This window comes from Halobacillus rhizosphaerae, from assembly GCF_046719735.1.
Classification (GTDB): Bacteria; Bacillota; Bacilli; order Bacillales; family Halobacillaceae; genus Halobacillus_B; species Halobacillus_B rhizosphaerae.
In genome coordinates this window covers 118,880-140,669 of sequence record NZ_JAUTWQ010000015.1, presented here as the reverse complement: position 1 = coordinate 140,669, position 21,790 = coordinate 118,880, and the positions used below count along the sequence as shown (strand labels likewise).

Here is a 21,790-nt window from a genome sequence, read left to right as displayed (position 1 = left end):
TTGAAAGGGGTTTCATAATGAGTAAAGGCGACGCCACTTATATCAAGGCATTGAACAGAAGAAATTTAATTGAAAAAATTATTGAACATTGCGCGATCTCAAGAATCGAACTTTCACGATTAACAGGATTAAACAGATCTACCGTTTCAACCCAAATTAATCAATTGATGCAGGAAGGATTAATTATTGAAGGCCCTTCAGAAATATCTAAAGGTGGAAGAAAACCTATCCTTCTCCAAATGAATGAAGATGCCGGATTTACCATTGGAATTGATATAGATATGCCCACTACTCAAATTCAAGTAACCAATTTATTAGGAAAACCGGTCCAAACCTATCGCTACACTCATGATAAAGATACGATCGATGAATCCACGTCAGGCATGATTCAATTTATAGAAGAAATTATCACAGAAGTGAAAAAAAAATTAAGTCCGGTGGGGTTAGTTGGCATAGGGATTGGTATACATGGCATTGTAGACAATGACCATGACATTGTGTACACTCCAACACTTCAAAGGATTCAGATGAGTTTAAAAGAAGAAATGGAACATGCTTTTGGTGTCCCTATTTACATTGACAATAATGCAAATTTAAGTGTTTATGCTGAACAAGTACTTAATTTTCCGATTGAAGATTTATTTACCATAACCATGTACTCTGGGATAGGATTAGGAATCATAGAGGATAACTCGATCTATCGCGGCTTTCAAGGCTTTGCGGGTGAGATTGGTCATATGATTGTAGAAAGAGGCGGCTTAGAATGTCCCTGCGGAAATAACGGATGCTGGGAGCTGTATGCTTCTGAACGAGCACTAGTAAAGAATTTAGAAAGCAAAGGAATCGATGGCAGCGAACTAGAACATGCGGATGCAAACGAATTACTCACTCATTATCCAGAGATTATTCATGACTACTTAGATTATTTTGCTGTGGGACTTAATAATATTATCAATATTTTTAATCCTGAAACCCTAATCATCAACAGTCCTTTTCTTAGAAAACGACAAGAACTGCTCGATCAGCTTAGAGAACGGCTGAATTCAAGAATGAACAATTATGATAAACTCGTCATCTCCGCTTTAGGTAAAAATGCTTGTTCCCTTGGCGGTGCCATGATCGCTTTAAAGAATTATTATGAAATTAAAACATTAAATCTGAATGGATATCGCTACTTCGAAGAGCAACTCGTGGAAAACTGATAACCTGCAATAATTATAAATGTTAATCTGAAACGAAAAACACGATACGGTACCAGCCGATTCTAAGTAAAGAAGAGGCTGGGACAAAAGTCTGTTAGCCATTATTAAACCCGAACGGTGAAGGAGTGTTAATCCCTTCACCGTTCGGGTTTTTTCCTGCCCGCCATTTTTCTTTATCAGGTTCCTCTGATGAACTGGAAAAAGGGAGTGAAAAACAGAAAACGTTCCAGCGTAGGAAATACACGGAGACTTCTGCGGGAGGAAGGCATAGGTTTGACCCCGGAGTGCGCAGCACGAGGAGGCAAACCAGCCGCCCGCGAAAAACGGAGTGTATTTCCGGAGCGGTCATTCGGAATAAGCCCATATCCTTCCCTTGATTGTTCGTCATTAGACTGCAGGTATTTCCTTTTGTTTCAGTCTCTTTTATTAATAATATCAAAATTCCCTGTTTACCCTCTATACTTCATCGTCAGGCCTTTTAAGAAATTCCGGGCATATTGGTCACCAAACACCTTATAATTCTTATGTCCTTCTTTCCTTAGTAACGCACTTAGTTCACCTTTGGTTATCGTGACCCCAGCTTCATCTAACACTTCGATAATGTCTTCACTCGTTAATTTCAGAGCAATTTTCACTTTTTTCAACATGACATTATTCACACTAGATTGATTTTTGATCGATCGGTCTGGTTTAACAGTCTGCCCCGGCTTCGATTCTTGCGGACCACGCTCAAACGTGATGAGACCATTTAAAAATGACTCCAGCATACTATTTGTACACTTGATATGATTTTCATCTTCGTACTCATCGTCCTCATACTCATCATCGTTGCTGTCTTCTCTTTTGGTGAGTACCTTTAAAACTTCTTCTTTTGTTAAGTCGATGCCTCCGAGATTAAAGATCTCGATCATATCATTATCTTTAATATCCAGTGCATACCTTAACCGAATGACTATATCATTATTATCCATTTCCTTACCTCCCATAATCGCACCTTAATCATAAAAGAGTGTCTGCTGCACAAAAGAAGGCTGTCCCAAACATGCCTGCAGCTTCTTTCTAGCACCCTCCCAATCATAACATGATCCAAATTTCCCCGTCCCCTTACTTAGATAAGAGAAACACAAAAGGCACTTGAATAAATTCAAGCACCTTTTATGGCCGCTTCATTATTGATTCATTGAGATATAGTGTTTCACCACTTCATAAACATATTCTTGATTGGCAGAAGCTGTGTTTGGGTTATACTCACCGCCATTAGTCTTATTGTTAGATAAAATCCGGATTCCTAAATATGGGATATGGAAAGATTCAGCAATTTGAGCCCCAGCTGCCCCTTCCATTTCTTCAACAGAGGTTCCGTACTTCTGATGAAACCATTTGATGCGGTCAACTTCATTATTCCATACGTCAGCAGAACCGATCGTTCCATCCACCACTTTCCCTTTAGTGTAATCCTCCTTAACCTCATGAGCGGCAGCAAGGAGCTTCTCATCTCCTTTGTAATAATGAATATTCTCTGCATCAGGATCTTCACCGGCACTACCTTCTGACGCCATTAGATCCATAGGCTTCCATTTTTTCGGTTTGATGCCTTCATCCTCCGCTAATTGTGAAGTTTTAAGAGATCCGATATTTGTAGTGCGCTTCCCTAGTACGATATCAAACACATCTAGATTCGGGTCATGGCCGCCAGAAGTACCTTGATTAATAATGGCGGCAGGACTATACTTTTCAATCGCAAGAGCTGTTGCAGCTGCTGTATTCTCCATTCCTTTACCAGTTTTAGCTACGATTACTGGATAATCGTTGACTGTCCCCTTATAAAAGACAAAGTTTCCTATTTTTTCTTTTTCTACATTGTCCAATCTTTCGGCGAATTTCTCCGCTTCTATTGGCATCGGCCCTTCGACGATAATCGGCTTTTTCGATTCATCGGATTTGGCTTCTGAGTCCGCAGAAGAACTGCACCCAGCCAATAAAGAAATAGTAATTAAAAAGATAATTGCAAAGTACTTTTTCAAAGCGTTGTGTTTCAATCCTAACCCCTCCTTTTTTAATATGTACCATCCTTCATCCGCCCTAGAATCTATTACTAGTCAATTAAAAACAACTATAAAAGCGAACAATTATAAATTCTTACAGGTTTAGTTACTCATCAAAAAACAGTAACTTTCGCACCATATAAACCATGCAATAATGGAAAACGGTACAGAAAGAGTGTATCAGAACCTTTATTAGGACACAAGAAAAATCCGTACATTAACTAAATTATTTAATATAATATTCGTTTTTTTATTTTTAAAACACTGTTATCCCTGGAGACACCACGTATCCTTTTCCATTGAATTAATATCCGATCCTATTCCTCTCTAAATTTCAGTAATATGAACCGCCTTTCTAGATTTATTGTTTTTTAAACCCCGCCATTTCAACACTTTCATTTGTTTTAGATCCCTCACACATCTAAATTTCTGAATTTTTTGTTGAATTATGATGAATCTTTGTTTAGAATAACTGTTATACCACAAATACGGAACATTAAAGGAAAATGTCCTTAATTAAAGGAGGAACATTTTTGAATTACATCGAGGAACTTATCTCATCAATTCAAAACGATATTATTAATATTCGAAGAAAACTGCATCAGCATCCGGAATTAAGTAACGAAGAATACCAAACTTCAGAATTAGTTAAAGAGAAACTCTCGGAATACGGTATTGAATGGCAGTCCGGGTTTGCGAATACTGGGGTGTTAGGCATTATTAAAGGCAGTTTGCCAGGAGGAACCGTCGCACTTCGAGCCGATATGGACGCATTGCCGATTCAGGAAAGCAACTCGCATTCCTTTACTTCTACAAACACTGGAAAAATGCACGCCTGCGGTCATGATGCTCATACAGCCATGCTAATTGGAGCAGGTTACGCCTTACAGCAAATCAAGGAAAAGCTAAAAGGAACTGTGCTGCTCGTATTCCAGCCGGCAGAAGAAACTTCCCCGACGGGAGGCTCCCAGCCTATGCTCAATGATGGCGTGTTTGACGAGTGCACTCCAGACGTGATTTTCGGACAGCATGTGTGGCCAAGCTTACCTGTTGGACAGATTGGCATTCGAGACAAAGAAATGATGGGTGCATCGGACCGGTTTAAACTTATTGTTAAAGGCGAATCCGGTCACGCCAGTATGCCGCATGATGGGAATGATGCCTTGATTATTGCCAACCAAATTATTAGCAGTCTTCAGACCATTGTCAGTCGAAACGTGAACCCCCTAGATTCTGCTGTCGTCACGATCGGGAAAATCGAAGGCGGGTATGGATACAACGTGATCCCTAAGGAAATCATTCTTGAAGGTACCGTTCGAACATTTAAGTCGGAAGTAAAAGATAAAGTGAAGCACCGATTTCATAAAATAATTAACCAAACAGCTGCTGCCTTTGAGGGTGAAGTGGACATCGATTATTTAGATGGGTACCCTGCAACGATCAACACTCCAGAATGGGCACAGCAGGCACGCCAATCAGCGCATCGGCTGTTAGGAGAAAAGTCCACACCGGTACTTGACCCCGCCCTTGCTGGGGAGGATTTCTCAAGATTCCTTCTTCAATATCCAGGTGCTTTCATTTGGCTGGGCACTCAAATTGACGATCACGATAAACAAAAGCCGCTTCACGACCCTGGATTTCAACTCAATGAGAAAGCTCTTCCCATTGGAAGCCGTTATTTAGTTCAAGTAGCTATAGATACGTTAGAGACTTTGAGTGAGAAGAAGAGCGGTGAAACCGATGCCTTCTCCTGAACCGTTCTTCAAGCATATCAACACTCAGATCGTTGAATGGAGACGTACCTTCCATCGCCAGCCTGAACTAGGCTTCATGGAATACTTGACTACTTTTAAAATTGGTAAGGAATTAGAATCGCTCGGCTTTTCTCTTCATATCGGAGAGGATGCGCTGATGAGTACATCGCGATATGGAGTTCCCTCTCAAGATGAGTTATCTAAATATGAACGTAATATCTCTTCTTCTATTCCTGAAGAATGGATGAATAAAATGCGCGGAGGTCATACTGGCCTTGCTGCTGTTTGGGATACAGGACAAGAAGGTGATCATCTCGCCTTTCGGTTTGATATCGACGCTTTGCCTATTGAAGAATCGGAAAGTCCTGCCCATTATCCTTACCAGCAGGACTTCCATTCGATAAACAAAGAAGTCATGCATGCTTGTGGTCACGACGGTCACACCGCCATTGGTTTAGGGCTTGCTCAATATATTGCCAATCATTCTTCGGAACTAAACGGGACGTTCACCTTTCTTTTCCAGCCTGCTGAAGAAGGCGGCCGGGGAGCCAAGGCGATGGTTGATAAAGGCTGGCTGAAGGACGTTGATTATTTCTACTCTGGTCATATAGGAATAAACGAACTAAAGGTCGGCACAGTGGCTGCTTCAACAAAAGGATTTCTCGCTTCTTCGAAATGGAATGTTTCATTTAAGGGTAAATCTTCTCACGCAGGCATGAAACCTGAAGATGGACGCAATGCATTGCTGGCAGCCGCCTCTGCCTCGACTCACCTCTATTCAATCCCGCGTCATAGTGAAGGAGTAAGTCGGATCAATGTAGGAAAACTTACAGCAGGAAACGGGCGCAACATTATTTCTAATCAAGGATATTTAGAAATGGAAACTCGCGGGGAAACAAAAGCCATTAATGATTACATGCAAACAGAGGCCAAGCGGATCATCCAAGCATCTGCAAGTATGTACAATGTCGATGTCTCCATCGATTTTGTAGGAGAAACGGAACCTATGCAATGCGACCAGTCATTAATCTCCGTTATAAAAAAGGCTTGTAAATCAAGCCGTACCATCCAGCAAATCATTGATGCAGCCCATGTTTCGGGATCAGAAGATGCCAGCTTCATGATGAATGCGGTTCAATCCCACGGCGGGAAAGCGACTTATATGCTTTTCGGCACCAGTCTTACGGATAACCACCATTCCCCTTCGTTTGACTTTGAAGAAGGGGCATTGCTGGTGGCGCTGGATACGTACATTCATATTGTCAAAGGGGGAAACTCGATTGAATAGCTTAACGGAATGGCTTGAAGAAACGTTACTCAAGCTTAACCTTACTGATGAAATGGATTATACTCATGGATTCACTAGACTCAGCTACACTAAGGAAGAAAAACAGGCGCATCACGTATTTCAAGCCATTGCTGAAACTCTTGGACTGGACGTACACACGGATCAAGCCGGCAACTTATGGGCAACATGGCTCGTAAATGAAAACACTCCCACTATAGCTGTCGGATCCCATCTGGACACGGTTAGTTCCGGGGGAGGTTATGATGGCGTTGCTGGCGTACTAACTGGGCTAGCTGCCATTAAACGTTTAAAAGATCAGCATTATGAACCACAGAAAAATATAACGATCCTTTGTTTCGCATCAGAAGAATCTGCCCGTTTTGGTGTTTCCACCATTGGAAGTAAAGCCATCAGCGGATTACTCGCAAAAGATGAAGTTGCTTCAGTAAAAGATGCGGAAGGAATCAGTATTCAAGAAGCGGTAGAGTCATTCGGATTATCGTGGGACAAAATGGACCAAGCAGAAGTTAACACGAACCGCTTGGAAAGCTTCCTGGAGCTTCATATTGAACAAGGAACTCAAATTGAGGAACATGGGGCGCAAATAGGTATTGTCCGAGGAGTTGCCTGTCCCATTCGTCTGAAAGTAACAGCTTTCGGAATGGCTAACCATACAGGAACGACACCCATGGACAAACGTAAGGATGCCTTCGCTTCCATCGCTCCTCTCATCACCTTCGTCGAAGAACAAGCTCATCAGCTGAACGAAGCTGCATCTCTCCCTTTAGTAGCTACAGTCAGCACAGGACATATCGTTCCGAATGTCATGAACGTAATCCCGGGCGAAGTAGAACTCGGTATTGATATTCGAAGCGTGGATGATCAGTTGAAAAAGGAACTAGCTCAACGGATTCAACAGTACTGCAAGGAAATCGAAAGCAAACGCAATATTAGAGTAACCGTTCAGACGCTGGTCGATAATGACTCTGTATTTTTAGACAACAGCATTCGCAACAAACTATCTGAGATTGCAGCAAACTTGAACATGAAGTCCCTTAATATGGACAGTGGCGCTGGTCACGATGTAATGAATATGGCCCATAAATGGCCCTCCGGTCTTTTGTTTATTCCCTGCCAAGATGGAATCAGTCATCACCCGCGGGAGTATGCTTCTCTCGAAGACTTAGTGACAGGAACAAAAGTAATCGCCGAATATTTACGACAGGAAAGCGGTGGTAAACTTTGAAGACAACAATAGGAGTGATCGCTCCTCATGACTCCTTGCAGTTAATCATGTATGTAGCGAAAGAATTTGATGATATAACGTTCGTCCCCTATCCTTATGACAAACTGAACGAAGTAAGTGAGATCTTATCGAACCATCGCTATGAAGTAGATCAGTGGTTCTTCTCAGGAGTCTTAAACTTTACGCACGCACTCAATCATGATCTTATTACTGAAAATGAAGGAGCCTATCCGCCTTTACACGGCGCCAGTTTCTTCGGAATTTTATTAGAAGCTCAGCTCGCTTCCAATCAAGTGTACAGGAAGGTCAGCATCGATACGATTGAAAGTGAAGAATTCGATAAAATTCTATCCTATTATCAGCTGGATAGCTTAACGTATTATAACCATCCTTTTACACAGAACTTAAGCTTCGACAAGTTAGCAGATTTTCATGCTCAATTATATGAAGAAGGGAAAACAGAAGTGGCGATCACATCGATTAAGTATGTGTACCAACAGCTGAAGGAGAGAAATGTGCCCGTCTTCCGCGTTACACCTTCTTACTTGTCAATTAAATTGATTATTCAGTTCTTAGTAGAACGAGCGCAGTCGAAGCTATATCGCAACTCTCAAGTCGCCGTTATTGGATGCAGAACGGAGATGGATCCTGATCATTCAGAAGATCTGCACTACTCCTTTAAAACAAAGTATCAGGAACTCGAGGTTCGTCATCAGCTCTATTCCATCGCCGAAAAAACAAACGGGTCTGTCATGCAGATGGGAGATGGATTGTTCTTCATTTTTACCACCCGGGGAGAACTAAGTGCCGAATCTGAAGGAGACCTGTTTAACTTAATAGATGATATCCGGGCACAGACGAACTTAAAGGCTAAAGTATCCATTGGATTCGGAGAAACGGTATTACAGGCCGAGCAACATGTCAGAATGGGCTTCCGGCATATTAAGGAATACGAAAAACCAATGATCTTAGTTGTCGACGATGATCAGTCCATCTCTCTGAAACAGCCGCAGGATCAAATTGCTTACAAGACCACAGACATCGGCCAAATCTGGCAGGAAAAATTTAAAGATGCCAACATAAGTCCAGGCATTGTATCGAAAATATTAGCTTACGCCAAACAGTATGGCCGCGACAATTTTTCCTCCCAGGACCTAGCCAGGTGGCTGAAAAGCACAGAAAGAAATGGCCGGCGGATTCTTGCTGAAATGGAGCGGGTCGGAATCGTTTCCCAGGCAGGTGAAACACAATCCGGAGAAAGAGGCCGCCCTAGAAAAGTCTATCAATTCCTCCCCTTCCCCCAATAATTTTATTAGGGGAGGAGACTTGAATCATGAATAAATGTCAATGTAAGCCGTTTTTCGGCTATAAACGGAAGGATTAAGGACATTTTCCCAAATTAAAAGGAAGGGTGAAATAACATGACTACACACACCAAGGAGAAATCAGACAAAGGATTGGCGAGGTTTTTAAACTTTATTGAAAAAGCTGGCAACAAACTTCCTGAACCATTCATGCTATTCGTTTACTTGGCAGGATTTACGATTCTTTTTTCCTTTGTCATTTCATTATTCGACGTTACAGTCAAAGAGCCAGGAACTGGGGATATTGTTCCCATTAAGAGTCTGGTTTCAGGGGATGGACTAGATTATATCCTTACTTCAATGCTTGATAATTTTACTGGATTCGCTCCACTCGGGCTTGTGCTGGCCATGATGTTAGGAATTGGACTTGCGGATAAAGTAGGTTTACTAGAAACAGCAATTAAAAGCACCATATTAAAAGCTCCTAGTTCATTGATCACTTATGCGGTCATATTTGTCGGAATATTAGGAAACTTAGCCTCTGATGCAGCATTCGTTATCGTTCCTCCACTCGCCGCTATGGTCTTCTATACTGTTGGACGACACCCTCTGGCAGGTCTAGCAGCTGGTTTCGCCGGAGTAGGGTCTGGCTTTACCGCGAACATCATTATTGCGGGTACAGATGCCCTGCTATCCGGTATATCTACAGAAGTTATGGAAGGTATAGGATCGGACATCGTTGTAACTCCCGTTGATAACTGGTACTTCATGATTGCATCAGTGGTGGTATTATCGATCACGGGTGCCCTGATCACAGAGAAGATTATTGAACCTCGTTTAGGGAAATATAAAGGGGACGCTTCGGAAAATGAACTTGAGGCAAGTACATCTCTCGAAAAGAAAGGGTTCCGGAATGCAGTCTTTGCTGGTTTAGCCTTTATAGCATTGCTAATCGTTGCGATTGCTTGGCCTGGTTCAGCGCTGCGAAATGAAGAAGGAGGAATCATCCCTTCCCCATTCTTAGACGGCATCGTCCCTATCATTCTATTATTCTTCATTACCATCGGGATTGCCTATGGAGCCACAGTTAAAAAGATACAATCGACCAAAGATATTTCAGGTTTTATGAGTGAAGCGATGAAGGATATGTCAGGGTTTATTGTTCTAATTTTTGCTGCTGCTCAGTTTATTGCTTACTTTAGCTGGACGAATATTGGAACATGGATAGCTGTAAGCGGGGCCAACTTCCTTGAGTCTATGAATATGACGGGACTACCGATCGTCGTAGGGTTCTCCATGCTGACAGCATTAATGAACTTGCTCATCTTTAGCGGATCTGCACAGTGGGCACTGGAAGCACCGATCTTCCTGCAAATGTTTCATCTATTAGACTACCATCCTGCTTTTATACAGGCAGCGTATCGAATTGCCGATTCTTCAACAAATATCATCACTCCGATGAACCCGTATATTATCGTCGTGCTTGCCTTTATGAGAGAGTACAATAAGAAGGCAGGGTTAGGAACATTAATCTCCCTCATGCTCCCTTACAGTGTTATTTTCTTCATTGTCTGGGTTATTCTCCTCATTGCCTTTGCTCTGCTAGGTATACCATTTGGTCCGGGGATTCATATGCATATTTAATAAAGAAAAAAGAAAGAAACAGAGTTCCTTTAGACAAAATTAAATCCGAACGATGATGAAATGTTCATACCATTCCATCATCGTTCGGATTTTTTGTCTTGTATGAGGCGAAGATTACTCAGCTCACAGTAGCAGCCTGCAATTTCCTTTCATACTCCTCGACCGCTTCTTCAAATACTTCTAACCCTTGATCAATCTGCTCCTGAGTTACAATCAGCGGCGGGATCATCCGGATAACTTCTTGATGCTTGCCACACAAATAAAACAATACTCCTTTTTCGAGGGAAGCATCCAAGATCTTCATCATACCTTTTCCATCAGGTTCGCCAGTGTGCTGGTCGACAATTTCGATCCCAATCATCAGACCGACGCCTCGTACGTTTCCAATAACTTGGTGCCTTTCTTTTATCTCTTCTAATTTATTTATGGCATAGGCTCCTAGATTTTTAGAGTTCTCGACAAGGTTTTCTTCTTCCATGACATCAAGCGTGGCAAGGGCAGCCGAACAGGCAATAGGATTTCCGCCAAAGGTCGTTCCATGCGTACCCATCGGCCATTTGCTCATTAACTCTTTTGAAGCAACCGTGGCACTAAGCGGCATACCTGAAGCGATCCCTTTAGCAATAGCCATAATATCAGGAGTAACATCAAAGGTTTGGGCAGCAAACCAATCGCCGGTCCTGCCGAATCCCGTTTGAACTTCATCAAAGATCAGCAGAATGCCGTGACGGTCACAAATTTCGCGTACCTTCTTGAGCCAGGATTTCGGAGGGATAATATATCCGCCTTCTCCCAGTACAGGTTCAACGATGAAGCACGCGACTTCTTCCGGCGTTACTTGATGATCAAATAACAGTTCCACATCTTTCTCCAGCTTCTCTGCACAATACTCTTCTGCATTTACACCGCTTGGACAGCTACTTTCATCAGCATAAGGAAGCTGATAAGTGAGCCCATTCGGCTGTAGAAATTTCCGATACTTACTTTTCGATGTACTTACGCCGAGAGCTCCTAAAGAACGGCCGTGAAAACACCCGGTGAAAGAAACGGTGTAGGCGCGCTGTGTCGCATATTTGGCAAGCTTTAATGCCCCTTCAATAGCCTCGGTACCGCTATTAGCAAAAAAGAAACAATCTAAATCGCCAGGTAATTTGTCCTTTAACCGGTCGGCAACTCTAAGAATGGAATCATACATAATAACTCCCGAAGGACCGTGCATTAATTGATCGTCACTATCTTTAATTGCCTGTACAACTTTAGGATGCCTGTGACCGGTATTGGCCACGGCAATCCCGGAAGTGAAATCCAAATATTTCCTGCCATCCTCCCCGTAGTAGTAGCATCCTTCTTCTTTTACTACAGGAAGATTCGGATGGTCTTTTGCCATACTTGGGGCAAGTAAATCAGGCATACGTTCGTATAGGTTTTCAAATGATGAGTTCATAGTCTTGTCCTCCTAAAAAATGATGTGAGCAACAATTACAATAATCGGAAGTGTGATAAGGGTACGCTGTACGAATATAATCGCAAGCTCCAGAATAGAGATCGGTATTTTCGATTTCACAAGCAAGATACCGATTTCCGACATATAGATAAGCTGCGTTAATGAAATAGCTGCAATCACAAACCGAGTCAGTTCACTTTGAATACTTGCGCCAATTACCGCTGGCAAGAACATATCTGCAAACCCAACCACCATGGCAGGGGCTGCTTGGGCTGCTTCTGGAATTTGCATCCATTGAAGAATCGGCACGATCGGCATAGATAAGTAATTAAAGAAAGGTGTGAATTCAGCAATAACTAAGGCAACAGTTCCCAGAGCCATGACTAAGGGAATAAGGACAAAGTAAATATCGAGAACGGTCTGGACGCCATTGGTAACCACCTGCTTCAGGCCTCTAACCTCTGATGCTTTGTGAAGAGCTTTTTGGACCCCCCATTGGAAATTGGAAGTTCCTTCAGGTGTGTCTTCTGATATTTTCATTCCTGTATCTTCAAAATAGGTATCTTCTTTCTTAGATAATGGCGGAATGCGCGGACAAATGAAGGCAGCTGCCAATCCTGATGCCGCTACGGTTAAATAGAAAGGAACAAAATATTCCTCTAAGCCTATAAAACTAATGACGACTAAACTGAATGCAATCGAGTTAATCGAAAAGTTCGTCGCAATAATGGCTGCTTCGCGTTTGGTATAATAGCCTTCCTCATATTGCTTAGTCGTAATTAACACACCGACAGTACCTGCCCCCATCCAGGAAGCCAAAGCATCTACAGAGGAACGACCCGGAAGTTTAAATATTGGTCGCATCACTTTACGAAGCATCGTTCCAACAAAGTCCATTAGTCCGAAATCCATAAGTAAAGGCATTAAGATTCCTGCAAACAGGAACCAGGCAGCAAGTACCGGCACTAAAGAATAAAGCATCGTTCCTCCTGTGCTTTCGGAGATAATAAACTCCGGACCAAAAGAAAATAGGGCCATCAGAGCAAATACTGCCCCTGCTATTCTTGTGATGATCCAAAAGGAATTCACATAGAAAAGCTGTTTAATAAAGGGATGATTCATAATAACCTTGGGTTTGGCTGCTCTCGCTACAATAGGAAGGAGAGCGGAGAATACAATAATGGCTGTCATCAAAGCTGGGAGTACCGGCTCAAGATAAACCTGTACCGTTTCTGCCATAACCCCGACCCCAATCGTAATTTTACCTCCATATGATATCGGTACCAGAAATAACAGAACGCCTAATAAAGAAGGGATAATGAACCATAAATAATTTCGTGTGGATTGAATCCCAACGTTCCCTTGCTCCTCCTCCAACTCAAAACTTCTTTTCTGTTTAACCTCCATCTGTTCACGCCCCTCAGTAAATTTTATCAATCGCAAAAATTCCAACCTTTATTTTCTAGCATGCAAATATCGTGCCAATAAATTATTTTATTCCGTATTTTTTGAGTTTTCTGACTACACTTGGCTGACTAATCCCTAGTACCTCAGCGATCCTAGTCGTTGTGTGAAATTTTTGTTTTGCTTGTTCCAGCCTGTCTTTTTCTACTTTCTCCAAGGTTTCTGATAGAGATTCCTCAAAATTATTCATTTTTGAATAGGGAAGATCGATTTGACGGTACGCCTTTGGCAAATCGTCAGGAAGAATGACCGATCCTGTTGACGTAACGACTAATCGTTCGATTAAATTAATCAATTCTCTTACATTCCCCCGCCACTTCAACCCATGAAGTTCAGTGAGAACTTCCCTGTCTATGATCCTTTTTCGGTTATAATGCTTTGTAAAGTGATCCAAGAAAAATTGGATCAGTGGAATGATATCCTCTCTTCTCTCTCTTAAAGGGGGGATCGTAATCGGAACGACATTTAATCGAAAATACAAGTCTTCCCGAAACTTCTTCTTATCCACGGATTCTTTTAATTTATTATTTGTGGCACTGACCAGCCGGAAATCCGAATGAATCTCTTTCCTGCCGCCGACTTTATAAAAGGATTTTTTCTGGATCAGTTTTAACACCTTCACTTGGTTTGCAAGAGACAGTTCCCCTACTTCATCCAGAAACAAAGTGCCATTGGCCGCCATTTCAACTAACCCTTTCCTTCCTCCTTTGGTAGCACCAGTGAAGGATCCTCCTTCATAGCCGAACAGCTCCGCTTCAAATAGGGACTCAGGGATGGCCCCGCAATTCACTTCAATAAAAGGGCCCTCCGACCGTTCGCTTTTATCATGGATTAATTTTGCCAGTTCTGACTTCCCGACTCCAGATTCACCGAGAAGCAGGACGTTCACATCTACTCCAGCCACCTGATAGGCAGCAGCCAGCACCCTTCGCATGTGCTCGCTCTTGGAAATAAACTTTTCCTCCTTCTGCTTTTTCAACTGCGAAAGTTCTTCTCGTACGCGTTCCATCTCGATGCTCATCTCTTCCATCCCGGCTTTAATTTCCATCAATTCCGTTACATCATGAGAGTAGCTCACAACGCGGACGAGTTCTCCATTCTTATCAAAAACGGGCAGCCCGGTTACGAGCAGTTTCTTCCCGTCCATAACAGTCTGCACGAACGTCACCCTCTCTCTTGATTCAACGACCATGGGTGTCGCCAACGGGGTGAACAGTCCTTCCCTTTCCAAGTCATAAACAGATCTGCCCATCAATTCATCTGCATTAATATCATAAACCGCTCCGGTTCCTTCACTGACTTTAACGATGGTTCCATCCGTTTTCGTGACAAGAATATCCTCCTGCAGTGAATGAAAAATAGTTTTATATTCATCCCACTCTGTCATAGGATCACCTTCCCTATTCAAATTTGTATACCTTGTCGATAAAAAAGTATTTAAACCCTTATAATAAGGCAGTTATCGTTATTCATTTATGAATAGTTATAAAAACCAGCTTAACACAATCTGAAAGACATTTGATGAAAAATTGAGAAAAATCACTCTTTTCATGCTAGTTTCTTCTAATCTAGCTGTATCTATGAAATAACCAGCAGAGAAGAGTGGATGACTGAGCAACAGAAAATGGCACCATTATCCAAGACATCTAGTTATCTCATAATCACTTCATCTGTTCATTTTTGCAAATATTCTATATACAATTTCTATACACTGAAACCCCTTACATAACTTACGGATAGCCTATATAATAGATTTATAAGATGATCATCGCATTTACAGCCGTATAATTATGCAAACTTGAACACCTTAGATACAACAAGGAGGATCCTCATGGTACTGGATAAAAGACGTGCACACTTATTATCCATCATTCAACAATCAACTGATCCGGTCCCGCCGAAAGAGTTAGCTGCCAAGATGAATGTGTCGCAGCGTACGATCTATTACGATCTTGATCAGATTAATGACTGGTTGAAGAGTGAGAAGCTGGAACCTATCGTAAGTAAACACGGAGAGGGGTTATTCCTGCCTCCATCATCGAAATCGAAGCTGACGGTTCACAAGGATGAGAGTTTTGATGATTGGCAGTACCAATTATCGAAGCAGGAACGCGAAGTCCTCATCAAAGCGAAGATTCTATTAGAAGAGCAAGATGCATCGATGCAGAAGTTCATGGATCTAACGAGCATGAGCCGGGGGACAATTGCTAAAGTAATTAAAGTGATTAAAGAGGAGTTCCAAGATGCCGGTCTTCAATTGTACTACCAGCAAGGCAGCGGATACCGATTAAAGGGTCCAGAAGCCGCTAGACGGACGATACTTTCCAATATTCTTGCGCTCATCTTCTCACATTCGGATTGGCAGAATGTCAGGAATGAGGTTCATAAAATGATCCAGCCTGGAGCCGATACCTGGGCGCAGGAAACCGATCGACGGCGCTCGGTGAAATCCCTTCTTTTTGAAGCGGAAAAAGAATTAGGACTGACCTTAACAGATGAAATGGTAGAAATCCTTTCCTTGCAGATCCTGATGATAACGAAACGCATGGAGGTTGAAGAATATATCCGTGTACAGCAAGCGGAAAAACAGGTGTTGAAACAGACCAAAGCCTACCAGGCATCCTTGCTCATTACGAATAAACTGAAAGACTTATGGGGGACGCCCTTCCCGGAAGATGAGGTTTGCTTTATCACTATGAACCTTCTGGGATCGAAAGTTCAGCACGACGACTTCAGCCGTTACACGGAACAAGAACTTTCTGGGCTGAAAGAAGTCGTTCAGAAGATGATTGCGGACTTTCAACTGTATTCCTGTGTAGTGTTTGATGATAAGAAAGGACTTGAAGAAAATCTAATCTCTCATATTAAGCCCACGTTCTACAGGCTGAAGTATGGGGTGCAAATTGCTAATGACTTAGCTGGAACCATCCAGGAAACGTATCCAGACATTTTCGATTTAACGAAACGGGTGATGAAGCATCTGGAAGTGTATGTTGGCAAGCCTATTCCAGATGAAGAAGCGGCCTACATTACTCTGCACTTTGGAGGCTGGCTCACTAAAGAGAAAAAACAGGTGGAAATCAAGCTCAGAGCGATCATCGTTTGTGAGAATGGAATCGGCACCTCCAACATGTTACGCACTCAGTTAGAGAACTTGATCGCTGGATTAAGCGTCATCACCACCTTGTCGATGAGGGAATATCAAAAGTACAACCATCAGGCAGATGTCATTTTTTCAACCAATTATATAAAGCCCAAAGACATTCCCGTTGTCCACCTTCCAGCCATCCTGACCAACATCGAAAAGGAGCAGGTCATTAAACGGATGAATGAACTTTTCGATACAAAGCCAATAGAAAAGAATTCATCTGACCAACTGATCAATGTGATCGAACGCTATGCAACGATCCATCAGAAAGAAGAACTGAAAACAGAATTGGCTCATCTTTTAGAACAAAATATACCTCGGACAAAGGAGCTCAGAAAGCCTATGCTCAATGAATTATTAACGGAACAAACGATCCAATTTAAAGACCAGGTACAAAGGTGGGAGGAAGCCATTGAAATAGCTGCTCAGCCACTGATCGACCAGCAGTCGATTCGTCCTTCTTATGTGAAGGCGATGATCGATAACGTGAAGGAGCTTGGCGCTTATATTGTTATCGCCCCAAGAATTGCCATTCCCCATGCCCGACCGGAAACCGGAGTCGAGCGACTAGGCATGAGTTTTTTACGCTTGAGAGACCCTATCTATTTTTCTGAAAAAGAAAAACATCGCGCCCAGTTGATTATCGTACTTGCAGCGATTGATAATCAAACCCATTTAAAGGCACTAGCCCAACTTACAGAATTGCTATCGAATGAAGAGAATGTCGAGCAGTTAATTTCAGCAAATGATAGTGAAACCGTCATGAAATTAATTCACCAATCAGTCGAAGTTTAACAAATTAGAGGAGGAATTTATGATGAAAAAAGTATTAGTCGTATGCGGAAATGGATTAGGCAGCAGCATGATTGTAGAAATGAACGTGCAGGCAGCACTTAAAGATATGGGGAAAGAAGCAGAAGTATCCCACACGGATTTAACTACCGCCAAGACCGAGCATGCTGATATCTTCCTAGGTTCAGAGGATATAGTGGAAAGCCTAGAAGATGGCAGTAGAAATGTCGTTAAGCTGAAGAATCTAATGGATAAAAACGAGCTCCGTGAAGCCTTAGAACAAAATATGTAATCATACTATTAAATAAAGGAGCGTTCCACATGATTGATATAATAATGAAGGATATCTTAGGTACACCTGCCATTTTAGTCGGTTTATTCGCCTTAGTCGGACTCCTTGTGCAACGCAAAAATTCCGGAGACGTTGTCTCCGGAACACTTAAAACAGTGATGGGATTCGTGATCCTTGGAGCAGGAGCCAATGTACTCGTCCAATCTCTTGGACAGTTCAGCAGCATGTTTAACGAAGCTTTTACTGTGGACGGTGTCATTCCTAACAACGAAGCGATCGTTGCTCTTGCCCAGGAAAGTTTTGGAACAGAGACAGCGATGATCATGCTGTTTGGTATGATTGTCAATATTCTGCTTGCCCGATTCAGTCCTTTTAAATACATCTTCCTAACCGGACACCATACCATGTTCATGGCCTGCTTAATCGCTGTTATCTTAACAACCGGAGGATTTTCTGGAGTCTCCATGATCATTCTTGGGGCGATCATTCTTGGATCATTGATGGTCCTCTCTCCAGCGATGCTCCAGCCTTTCACCCGCAAAGTCACCGGTTCCGATGATTTTGCCATCGGTCACTTCGGCTCCATCGGCTATTTAGCCTCATCGATGGTTGGTAAAGCAGTCGGTAAAGGATCTAAATCAACAGAAGAAATTAAAGTTCCCAAATCACTGGGCTTCCTAAGAGATACCTCGGTTTCCGTAGCCTTAACTATGGTCATCTTGTTCTTTGTCGTTGCCGCAGCTGCCGGTCCAACCTTTATCGAAGGGCAATTAAGCGATGGACAGAACTTTCTGGTCTTCGCCTTTATGCAAGGTCTTACCTTTGCGGCTGGTGTGTATATCATCTTAGCAGGTGTGCGCATGCTTCTAGGTGAAATTGTTCCTGCCTTTAAAGGGATTGCCGATAAGATTGTCCCTAACGCAAAACCTGCTCTTGATTGTCCTGCTATTTTCCCTTTCGCAGGAAACGCAGTGATCATTGGTTTCTTATTCAGCTTTATCGCAGGACTTGCAAGTATGCTGCTATTACCTGCCTTAGGGTTGAAAGTAATCGTTCCTGGGCTAGTCCCTCACTTTTTTACCGGGGCTGCTGCCGGAGTATTCGGTAACGCAACCGGCGGTCGAAGAGGAGCGATCTTTGGATCGATGGCGAACGGCGTGATGATCAGCTTCCTGCCCGCTCTCTTATTACCAGTATTGGGTTCACTAGGGTTCCAGGGGACAACCTTCGGAGATGCAGATTTCGGTGTAGTCGGAATCGTACTAGGTAACCTAATCAAAGTAGTAGAATCAAACATTACCGTTTTCGCTGGCATTCTGATTCTCCTAGCCCTTGTATTCTTCCTAGCTACAAGAGCCAGAGCGAATGAAAACAAGAATGAAACAGATGCAGCTTAATTCATCCCATAAAAACACTCGGTGCCTTTTTACAGACATCGAGTGTTTTCTCTTTGAAAAAAATCACAGTATGACTGGCCATTAGATTAAGATACGGCACATCTCCTAATAGCCAATGAAGGTATTAATCAAAATAAACTGCTTTCCCAGTTTTGGCAGATTCATAGATTGCTTCAAGAATCTCACTGACCACTAACGCCTGTTCCGGCTTCACAACTGGTTCTGTATCATTCACCAAACTTTCAATCCAAAGCCTTGCCTCGAGATCGGCATCACTTTCGACCTCTCCATCAAAGAAAGCAACTCCGTCCGCTCCCAAAGCCGGTTTACTGGTGTGAAGCTTGCCGTGTTTCTCTCCGTTAATGCGCAATCCATCCTTCATGTCAGCTCCGCCGTTCGTCCCGCAAAGTGTTGTTTGAGCTTCCCCAACATCCAGCGTATTAAGTGCCCAGCTTGATTCCAGAATTACCGTCGCACCGTCCTTCATGGTAATCATGCCAAAGGCAGAATCTTCAACGTTAAATTCTTTAGCGTCCCAGGCTCCAAAAGCGTTTGCTTTACTTTCCTGGTCCGACAACTTGTGGTATACATTTCCTACCACACTTTTCACTTTATAGTTATCCATCATCCAAAGGGTCAAATCGAGCGCATGGGTGCCGATATCAATTAATGGACCGCCTCCCTGCTCTTCTTCGTTCAAGAATACACCCCAAGTAGGCACCGCACGGCGGCGGATAGCATGGGCTTTGGCAAAGTAAATCTCTCCTAGTTCGCCACTCTCACAAACGTCCTTCATATACAAAGAATCCTCACGAAAACGATTGTTGTACCCAATCGTAAGCTTTTTGCCTGTCCGTTTGGCCACTTCAACCATTTCTTTTGCTTCACGAGCTGTTTTCGCCATCGGCTTTTCACACATAACGTGGCAGCCAGCTTCAAGTGCGGCAATAGATATTTCTGCATGGCTTTTATTAGGAGTGCATACATGAACCACATCTAAGTTTTCTTTCTCCAGCAGCTCCTGAAAATTGGTGTAAACCTCTGCCGTTTTTGTTCCGTATTCTGCCGCTGCTTTTTGGGCCCGTTCTTCTACCAGATCGCAAAAAGCAACCATCTCAATATCTTCAAGTTTAGAAAGGCTGGGCATTTGTTTGCCATTTGCAATTCCGCCGCAACCAATAATCGCTAGCTTTAACTTCGTCATGTCCTTTTCCTCCTAAGCGCACTCGAAAAAAATTTTGAGGCTGGTTATCATACAGCTATTGGGATTGATGTTGATTGCTCACTGATCACCTATTGGTTAATCTTTAAGAAATCCCCTTCCAATACAAGACCTGGTCCTTATTCATGATTTCCAGCCCTTCTATTTCTCTTCTCCTTTTAGTCGGTTATTTCCTTTATTCTTGTAAAATCAACAACAGGATGTGACAAATTTCCCACCCACAACTAAAGCATAGGATTATTTCTAAGACGAAAAAAATCCTGCCAGAAACTATTTCTGACAGGATTCCATGCCTTCTACCCTGTTCCGATGAAAAACACAGAGTGAGGCATAAGCTGTAATTTACTTTGTAATTAATAGGCTAGAGCGAACAAACCTTTAATATGAGACAAGTAGCGGACGTTACTAGCTTCTTTCATTAAGGATGCCGGCATGCCTTTCATAGACGTGCCATTACCCCCAACGGAAGCAACCGCATCTTTACGGCCTAAACTTGCAAGAGTACCAGAGTTAACTGGATTAAACTCTCTCAGATCTTTATCTTTCAAGTAAGCAAACAAGTTATAGCCAATTAGGTCTCCCATCTGCCAAGCAATTTGTGCAGTTGGAGGCTGCGGGCGCTCGTCTCCTGGTTTGAAGTAAACAGCACTGTCTCCAGCTACAAATACATCTTCATGAGAAACGGATTGCAGATAGTTGTTTACAGATGCACGACCGCGATTCACTTCAATACCTGATTCCCCTACAAGAGGATTCCCTTGGACGCCGCCGGTCCATACAAATGTATTGGTTTCGATCTTCTGTCCATCTTTCAATTCAACAACATTACCTTCTACATTTGTAACAGGCAGATTAGTTAGAAACTCTACTCCTCGCGCCTCTAAGCTTTCCATTGCCCGTTGAATTAATTCATCAGACAGCATAGGCAGCACTTTCGGCATAGCTTCTACAAGCTTCAATTGAATCTCATCAGGATTAACACCATAAGTTCTTGCCAGCCCAGGAACTTCGTCAGCAAGCTCACCTACTAATTCAACACCCGTTAATCCGCCACCGCCGATTAAGATAACGGCATCCGCTTGATCTTTTGTTGCTGCATAATTGCGAATGCGGTCTTCAACGTGATTGCGGATACGCTTAGCATCTTCAGCAGATTTAAGTACCATACTGTTCTCTTCCAGACCAGGAATTCCAAAGTATGCCGTCTTGCTTCCTAATGCTACAACAAGAGCATCATAGCTTAACGTAGTTCCGTTAGAAAGTTTCACTTCTTTCTGGTCAACAGAAAAAGAATTAACGGTTTCAACTTTCAAGTCAATGTTATTGCCCTTTAATAGTTTTTCTAATGGTAAGGCAGCTGCCTTTTCAGTAATATTACCTGCCGCTAAGCGATGCAGCTCAGTAATAATTTGGTGTGTTGGATATTTATTCACTAATGTGACAGTAGCTTCAGATGCATCCAAGTATTCACGCACACTTAATGCAGATAGAAGTCCGCCATAACCAGCTCCCAAGATGACGATGTGTTTTGACATGATTGTTCCTCCA

General features: G+C 42.6%; 16 protein-coding genes. 9 read left to right on the top strand and 7 right to left on the bottom strand.

The genetic code is table 11. From position 1 onward, the window contains the following. Window positions 1–17 precede the first annotated feature (17 nt). Window positions 18–1,202, top strand: a complete 1,185-nt coding sequence (locus Q7A53_RS16260; protein WP_411790236.1) for an ROK family protein — start codon at window positions 18–20, stop codon at window positions 1,200–1,202. Between the two features lie 449 nt (window positions 1,203–1,651). On the opposite strand, the gene Q7A53_RS16255 is transcribed toward Q7A53_RS16260, so the two are convergent. After that, the gene (locus Q7A53_RS16255) at window positions 1,652–2,173 is read right to left on the bottom strand and encodes a YehS family protein (protein WP_411790235.1); all 522 of its coding nucleotides are present in this window, start codon (window positions 2,171–2,173) and stop codon (window positions 1,652–1,654) included. A gap of 198 nt (window positions 2,174–2,371) precedes the next feature. Further along, window positions 2,372–3,241, bottom strand: coding sequence for a 5'-methylthioadenosine/S-adenosylhomocysteine nucleosidase (locus Q7A53_RS16250; RefSeq protein WP_411790234.1), 870 nt, complete (start codon window positions 3,239–3,241; stop codon window positions 2,372–2,374). 539 nt (window positions 3,242–3,780) lie between these two features. Here Q7A53_RS16250 and Q7A53_RS16245 point away from each other — a divergent pair. The 5 genes from Q7A53_RS16245 (at window position 3,781) to Q7A53_RS16225 (ending at window position 10,483) form a co-directional block, all read left to right on the top strand. Beyond that, window positions 3,781–5,001 carry a M20 metallopeptidase family protein gene (locus Q7A53_RS16245; protein ID WP_411790233.1) on the top strand — a complete coding sequence of 407 codons (1,221 nt, stop codon included), beginning with the start codon at window positions 3,781–3,783 and terminating at the stop codon, window positions 4,999–5,001. Next, window positions 4,988–6,289 carry an amidohydrolase gene (locus tag Q7A53_RS16240; protein ID WP_411790248.1) on the top strand — a complete coding sequence of 434 codons (1,302 nt, stop codon included), beginning with the start codon at window positions 4,988–4,990 and terminating at the stop codon, window positions 6,287–6,289. Before Q7A53_RS16245 ends, Q7A53_RS16240 begins: the two co-directional genes overlap by 14 nt. Continuing rightward, entirely contained in the window at window positions 6,282–7,535 is a 1,254-nt protein-coding gene (locus tag Q7A53_RS16235) for a M20 family metallo-hydrolase (RefSeq protein WP_411790232.1), read from the top strand. The genes Q7A53_RS16240 and Q7A53_RS16235 overlap by 8 nt, the downstream gene beginning before the upstream one ends. Further along, the gene (locus Q7A53_RS16230; protein ID WP_411790231.1) at window positions 7,532–8,842 is read left to right on the top strand and encodes a hypothetical protein; all 1,311 of its coding nucleotides are present in this window, start codon (window positions 7,532–7,534) and stop codon (window positions 8,840–8,842) included. Before Q7A53_RS16235 ends, Q7A53_RS16230 begins: the two co-directional genes overlap by 4 nt. 114 nt (window positions 8,843–8,956) lie before the next feature. Continuing rightward, window positions 8,957–10,483 carry an AbgT family transporter gene (locus tag Q7A53_RS16225; protein ID WP_411790230.1) on the top strand — a complete coding sequence of 509 codons (1,527 nt, stop codon included), beginning with the start codon at window positions 8,957–8,959 and terminating at the stop codon, window positions 10,481–10,483. Window positions 10,484–10,601: 118 nt separating this feature from the next. On the opposite strand, the gene Q7A53_RS16220 is transcribed toward Q7A53_RS16225, so the two are convergent. The 3 genes from Q7A53_RS16220 to Q7A53_RS16210 all read right to left on the bottom strand — a co-directional run bounded on the left by Q7A53_RS16220 (window position 10,602) and on the right by Q7A53_RS16210 (window position 14,778). After that, complete coding sequence (locus Q7A53_RS16220; RefSeq protein ID WP_411790229.1) at window positions 10,602–11,927, bottom strand: aspartate aminotransferase family protein; 1,326 nt, start codon at window positions 11,925–11,927, stop codon at window positions 10,602–10,604. Window positions 11,928–11,939: 12 nt separating this feature from the next. Further along, the gene (locus tag Q7A53_RS16215) at window positions 11,940–13,334 is read right to left on the bottom strand and encodes a YjiH family protein (RefSeq protein WP_411790228.1); all 1,395 of its coding nucleotides are present in this window, start codon (window positions 13,332–13,334) and stop codon (window positions 11,940–11,942) included. An 82-nt stretch (window positions 13,335–13,416) separates the two neighbouring features. Beyond that, entirely contained in the window at window positions 13,417–14,778 is a 1,362-nt protein-coding gene (locus tag Q7A53_RS16210; RefSeq protein ID WP_411790227.1) for a sigma-54 interaction domain-containing protein, read from the bottom strand. Between the two features lie 444 nt (window positions 14,779–15,222). Here Q7A53_RS16210 and Q7A53_RS16205 point away from each other — a divergent pair, with 444 nt between their 5' ends. The 3 genes from Q7A53_RS16205 to Q7A53_RS16195 are packed head-to-tail and all read left to right on the top strand — an operon-like array spanning window position 15,223 to window position 19,020. Continuing rightward, window positions 15,223–17,334 carry a BglG family transcription antiterminator gene (locus Q7A53_RS16205; RefSeq protein ID WP_411790226.1) on the top strand — a complete coding sequence of 704 codons (2,112 nt, stop codon included), beginning with the start codon at window positions 15,223–15,225 and terminating at the stop codon, window positions 17,332–17,334. 22 nt (window positions 17,335–17,356) lie between these two features. Beyond that, window positions 17,357–17,623 (top strand): PTS sugar transporter subunit IIB, encoded by a 267-nt coding sequence (locus Q7A53_RS16200; protein ID WP_411790225.1) that lies wholly within the window; start codon window positions 17,357–17,359, stop codon window positions 17,621–17,623. A 29-nt stretch (window positions 17,624–17,652) separates the two neighbouring features. Further along, window positions 17,653–19,020, top strand: a complete 1,368-nt coding sequence (locus Q7A53_RS16195) for a PTS ascorbate transporter subunit IIC (RefSeq protein ID WP_411790224.1) — start codon at window positions 17,653–17,655, stop codon at window positions 19,018–19,020. 124 nt (window positions 19,021–19,144) lie between these two features. On the opposite strand, the gene Q7A53_RS16190 is transcribed toward Q7A53_RS16195, so the two are convergent. Then, complete coding sequence (locus Q7A53_RS16190; protein ID WP_411790223.1) at window positions 19,145–20,224, bottom strand: Gfo/Idh/MocA family protein; 1,080 nt, start codon at window positions 20,222–20,224, stop codon at window positions 19,145–19,147. Window positions 20,225–20,595: 371 nt separating this feature from the next. Next, window positions 20,596–21,777: an NAD(P)/FAD-dependent oxidoreductase gene (locus Q7A53_RS16185; RefSeq protein ID WP_411790222.1), complete on the bottom strand. Its 1,182-nt coding sequence runs from the start codon at window positions 21,775–21,777 to the stop codon at window positions 20,596–20,598. Window positions 21,778–21,790: the final 13 nt, after the last annotated feature.

Coding starts and splice junctions, on each gene's coding strand:
- Q7A53_RS16190 (WP_411790223.1), bottom strand. CDS start 20,224: ATGACGAAGTTAAAGCTAGCGATTATTGGTTGCGGCGGAATTGCAAAT.
- Q7A53_RS16240 (WP_411790248.1), top strand. CDS start 4,988: ATGCCTTCTCCTGAACCGTTCTTCAAGCATATCAACACTCAGATCGTT.
- Q7A53_RS16185 (WP_411790222.1), bottom strand. CDS start 21,777: ATGTCAAAACACATCGTCATCTTGGGAGCTGGTTATGGCGGACTTCTA.
- Q7A53_RS16260 (WP_411790236.1), top strand. CDS start 18: ATGAGTAAAGGCGACGCCACTTATATCAAGGCATTGAACAGAAGAAAT.
- Q7A53_RS16220 (WP_411790229.1), bottom strand. CDS start 11,927: ATGAACTCATCATTTGAAAACCTATACGAACGTATGCCTGATTTACTT.
- Q7A53_RS16225 (WP_411790230.1), top strand. CDS start 8,957: ATGACTACACACACCAAGGAGAAATCAGACAAAGGATTGGCGAGGTTT.
- Q7A53_RS16210 (WP_411790227.1), bottom strand. CDS start 14,778: ATGACAGAGTGGGATGAATATAAAACTATTTTTCATTCACTGCAGGAG.
- Q7A53_RS16255 (WP_411790235.1), bottom strand. CDS start 2,173: ATGGATAATAATGATATAGTCATTCGGTTAAGGTATGCACTGGATATT.
- Q7A53_RS16205 (WP_411790226.1), top strand. CDS start 15,223: ATGGTACTGGATAAAAGACGTGCACACTTATTATCCATCATTCAACAA.
- Q7A53_RS16195 (WP_411790224.1), top strand. CDS start 17,653: ATGATTGATATAATAATGAAGGATATCTTAGGTACACCTGCCATTTTA.
- Q7A53_RS16215 (WP_411790228.1), bottom strand. CDS start 13,334: ATGGAGGTTAAACAGAAAAGAAGTTTTGAGTTGGAGGAGGAGCAAGGG.
- Q7A53_RS16200 (WP_411790225.1), top strand. CDS start 17,357: ATGAAAAAAGTATTAGTCGTATGCGGAAATGGATTAGGCAGCAGCATG.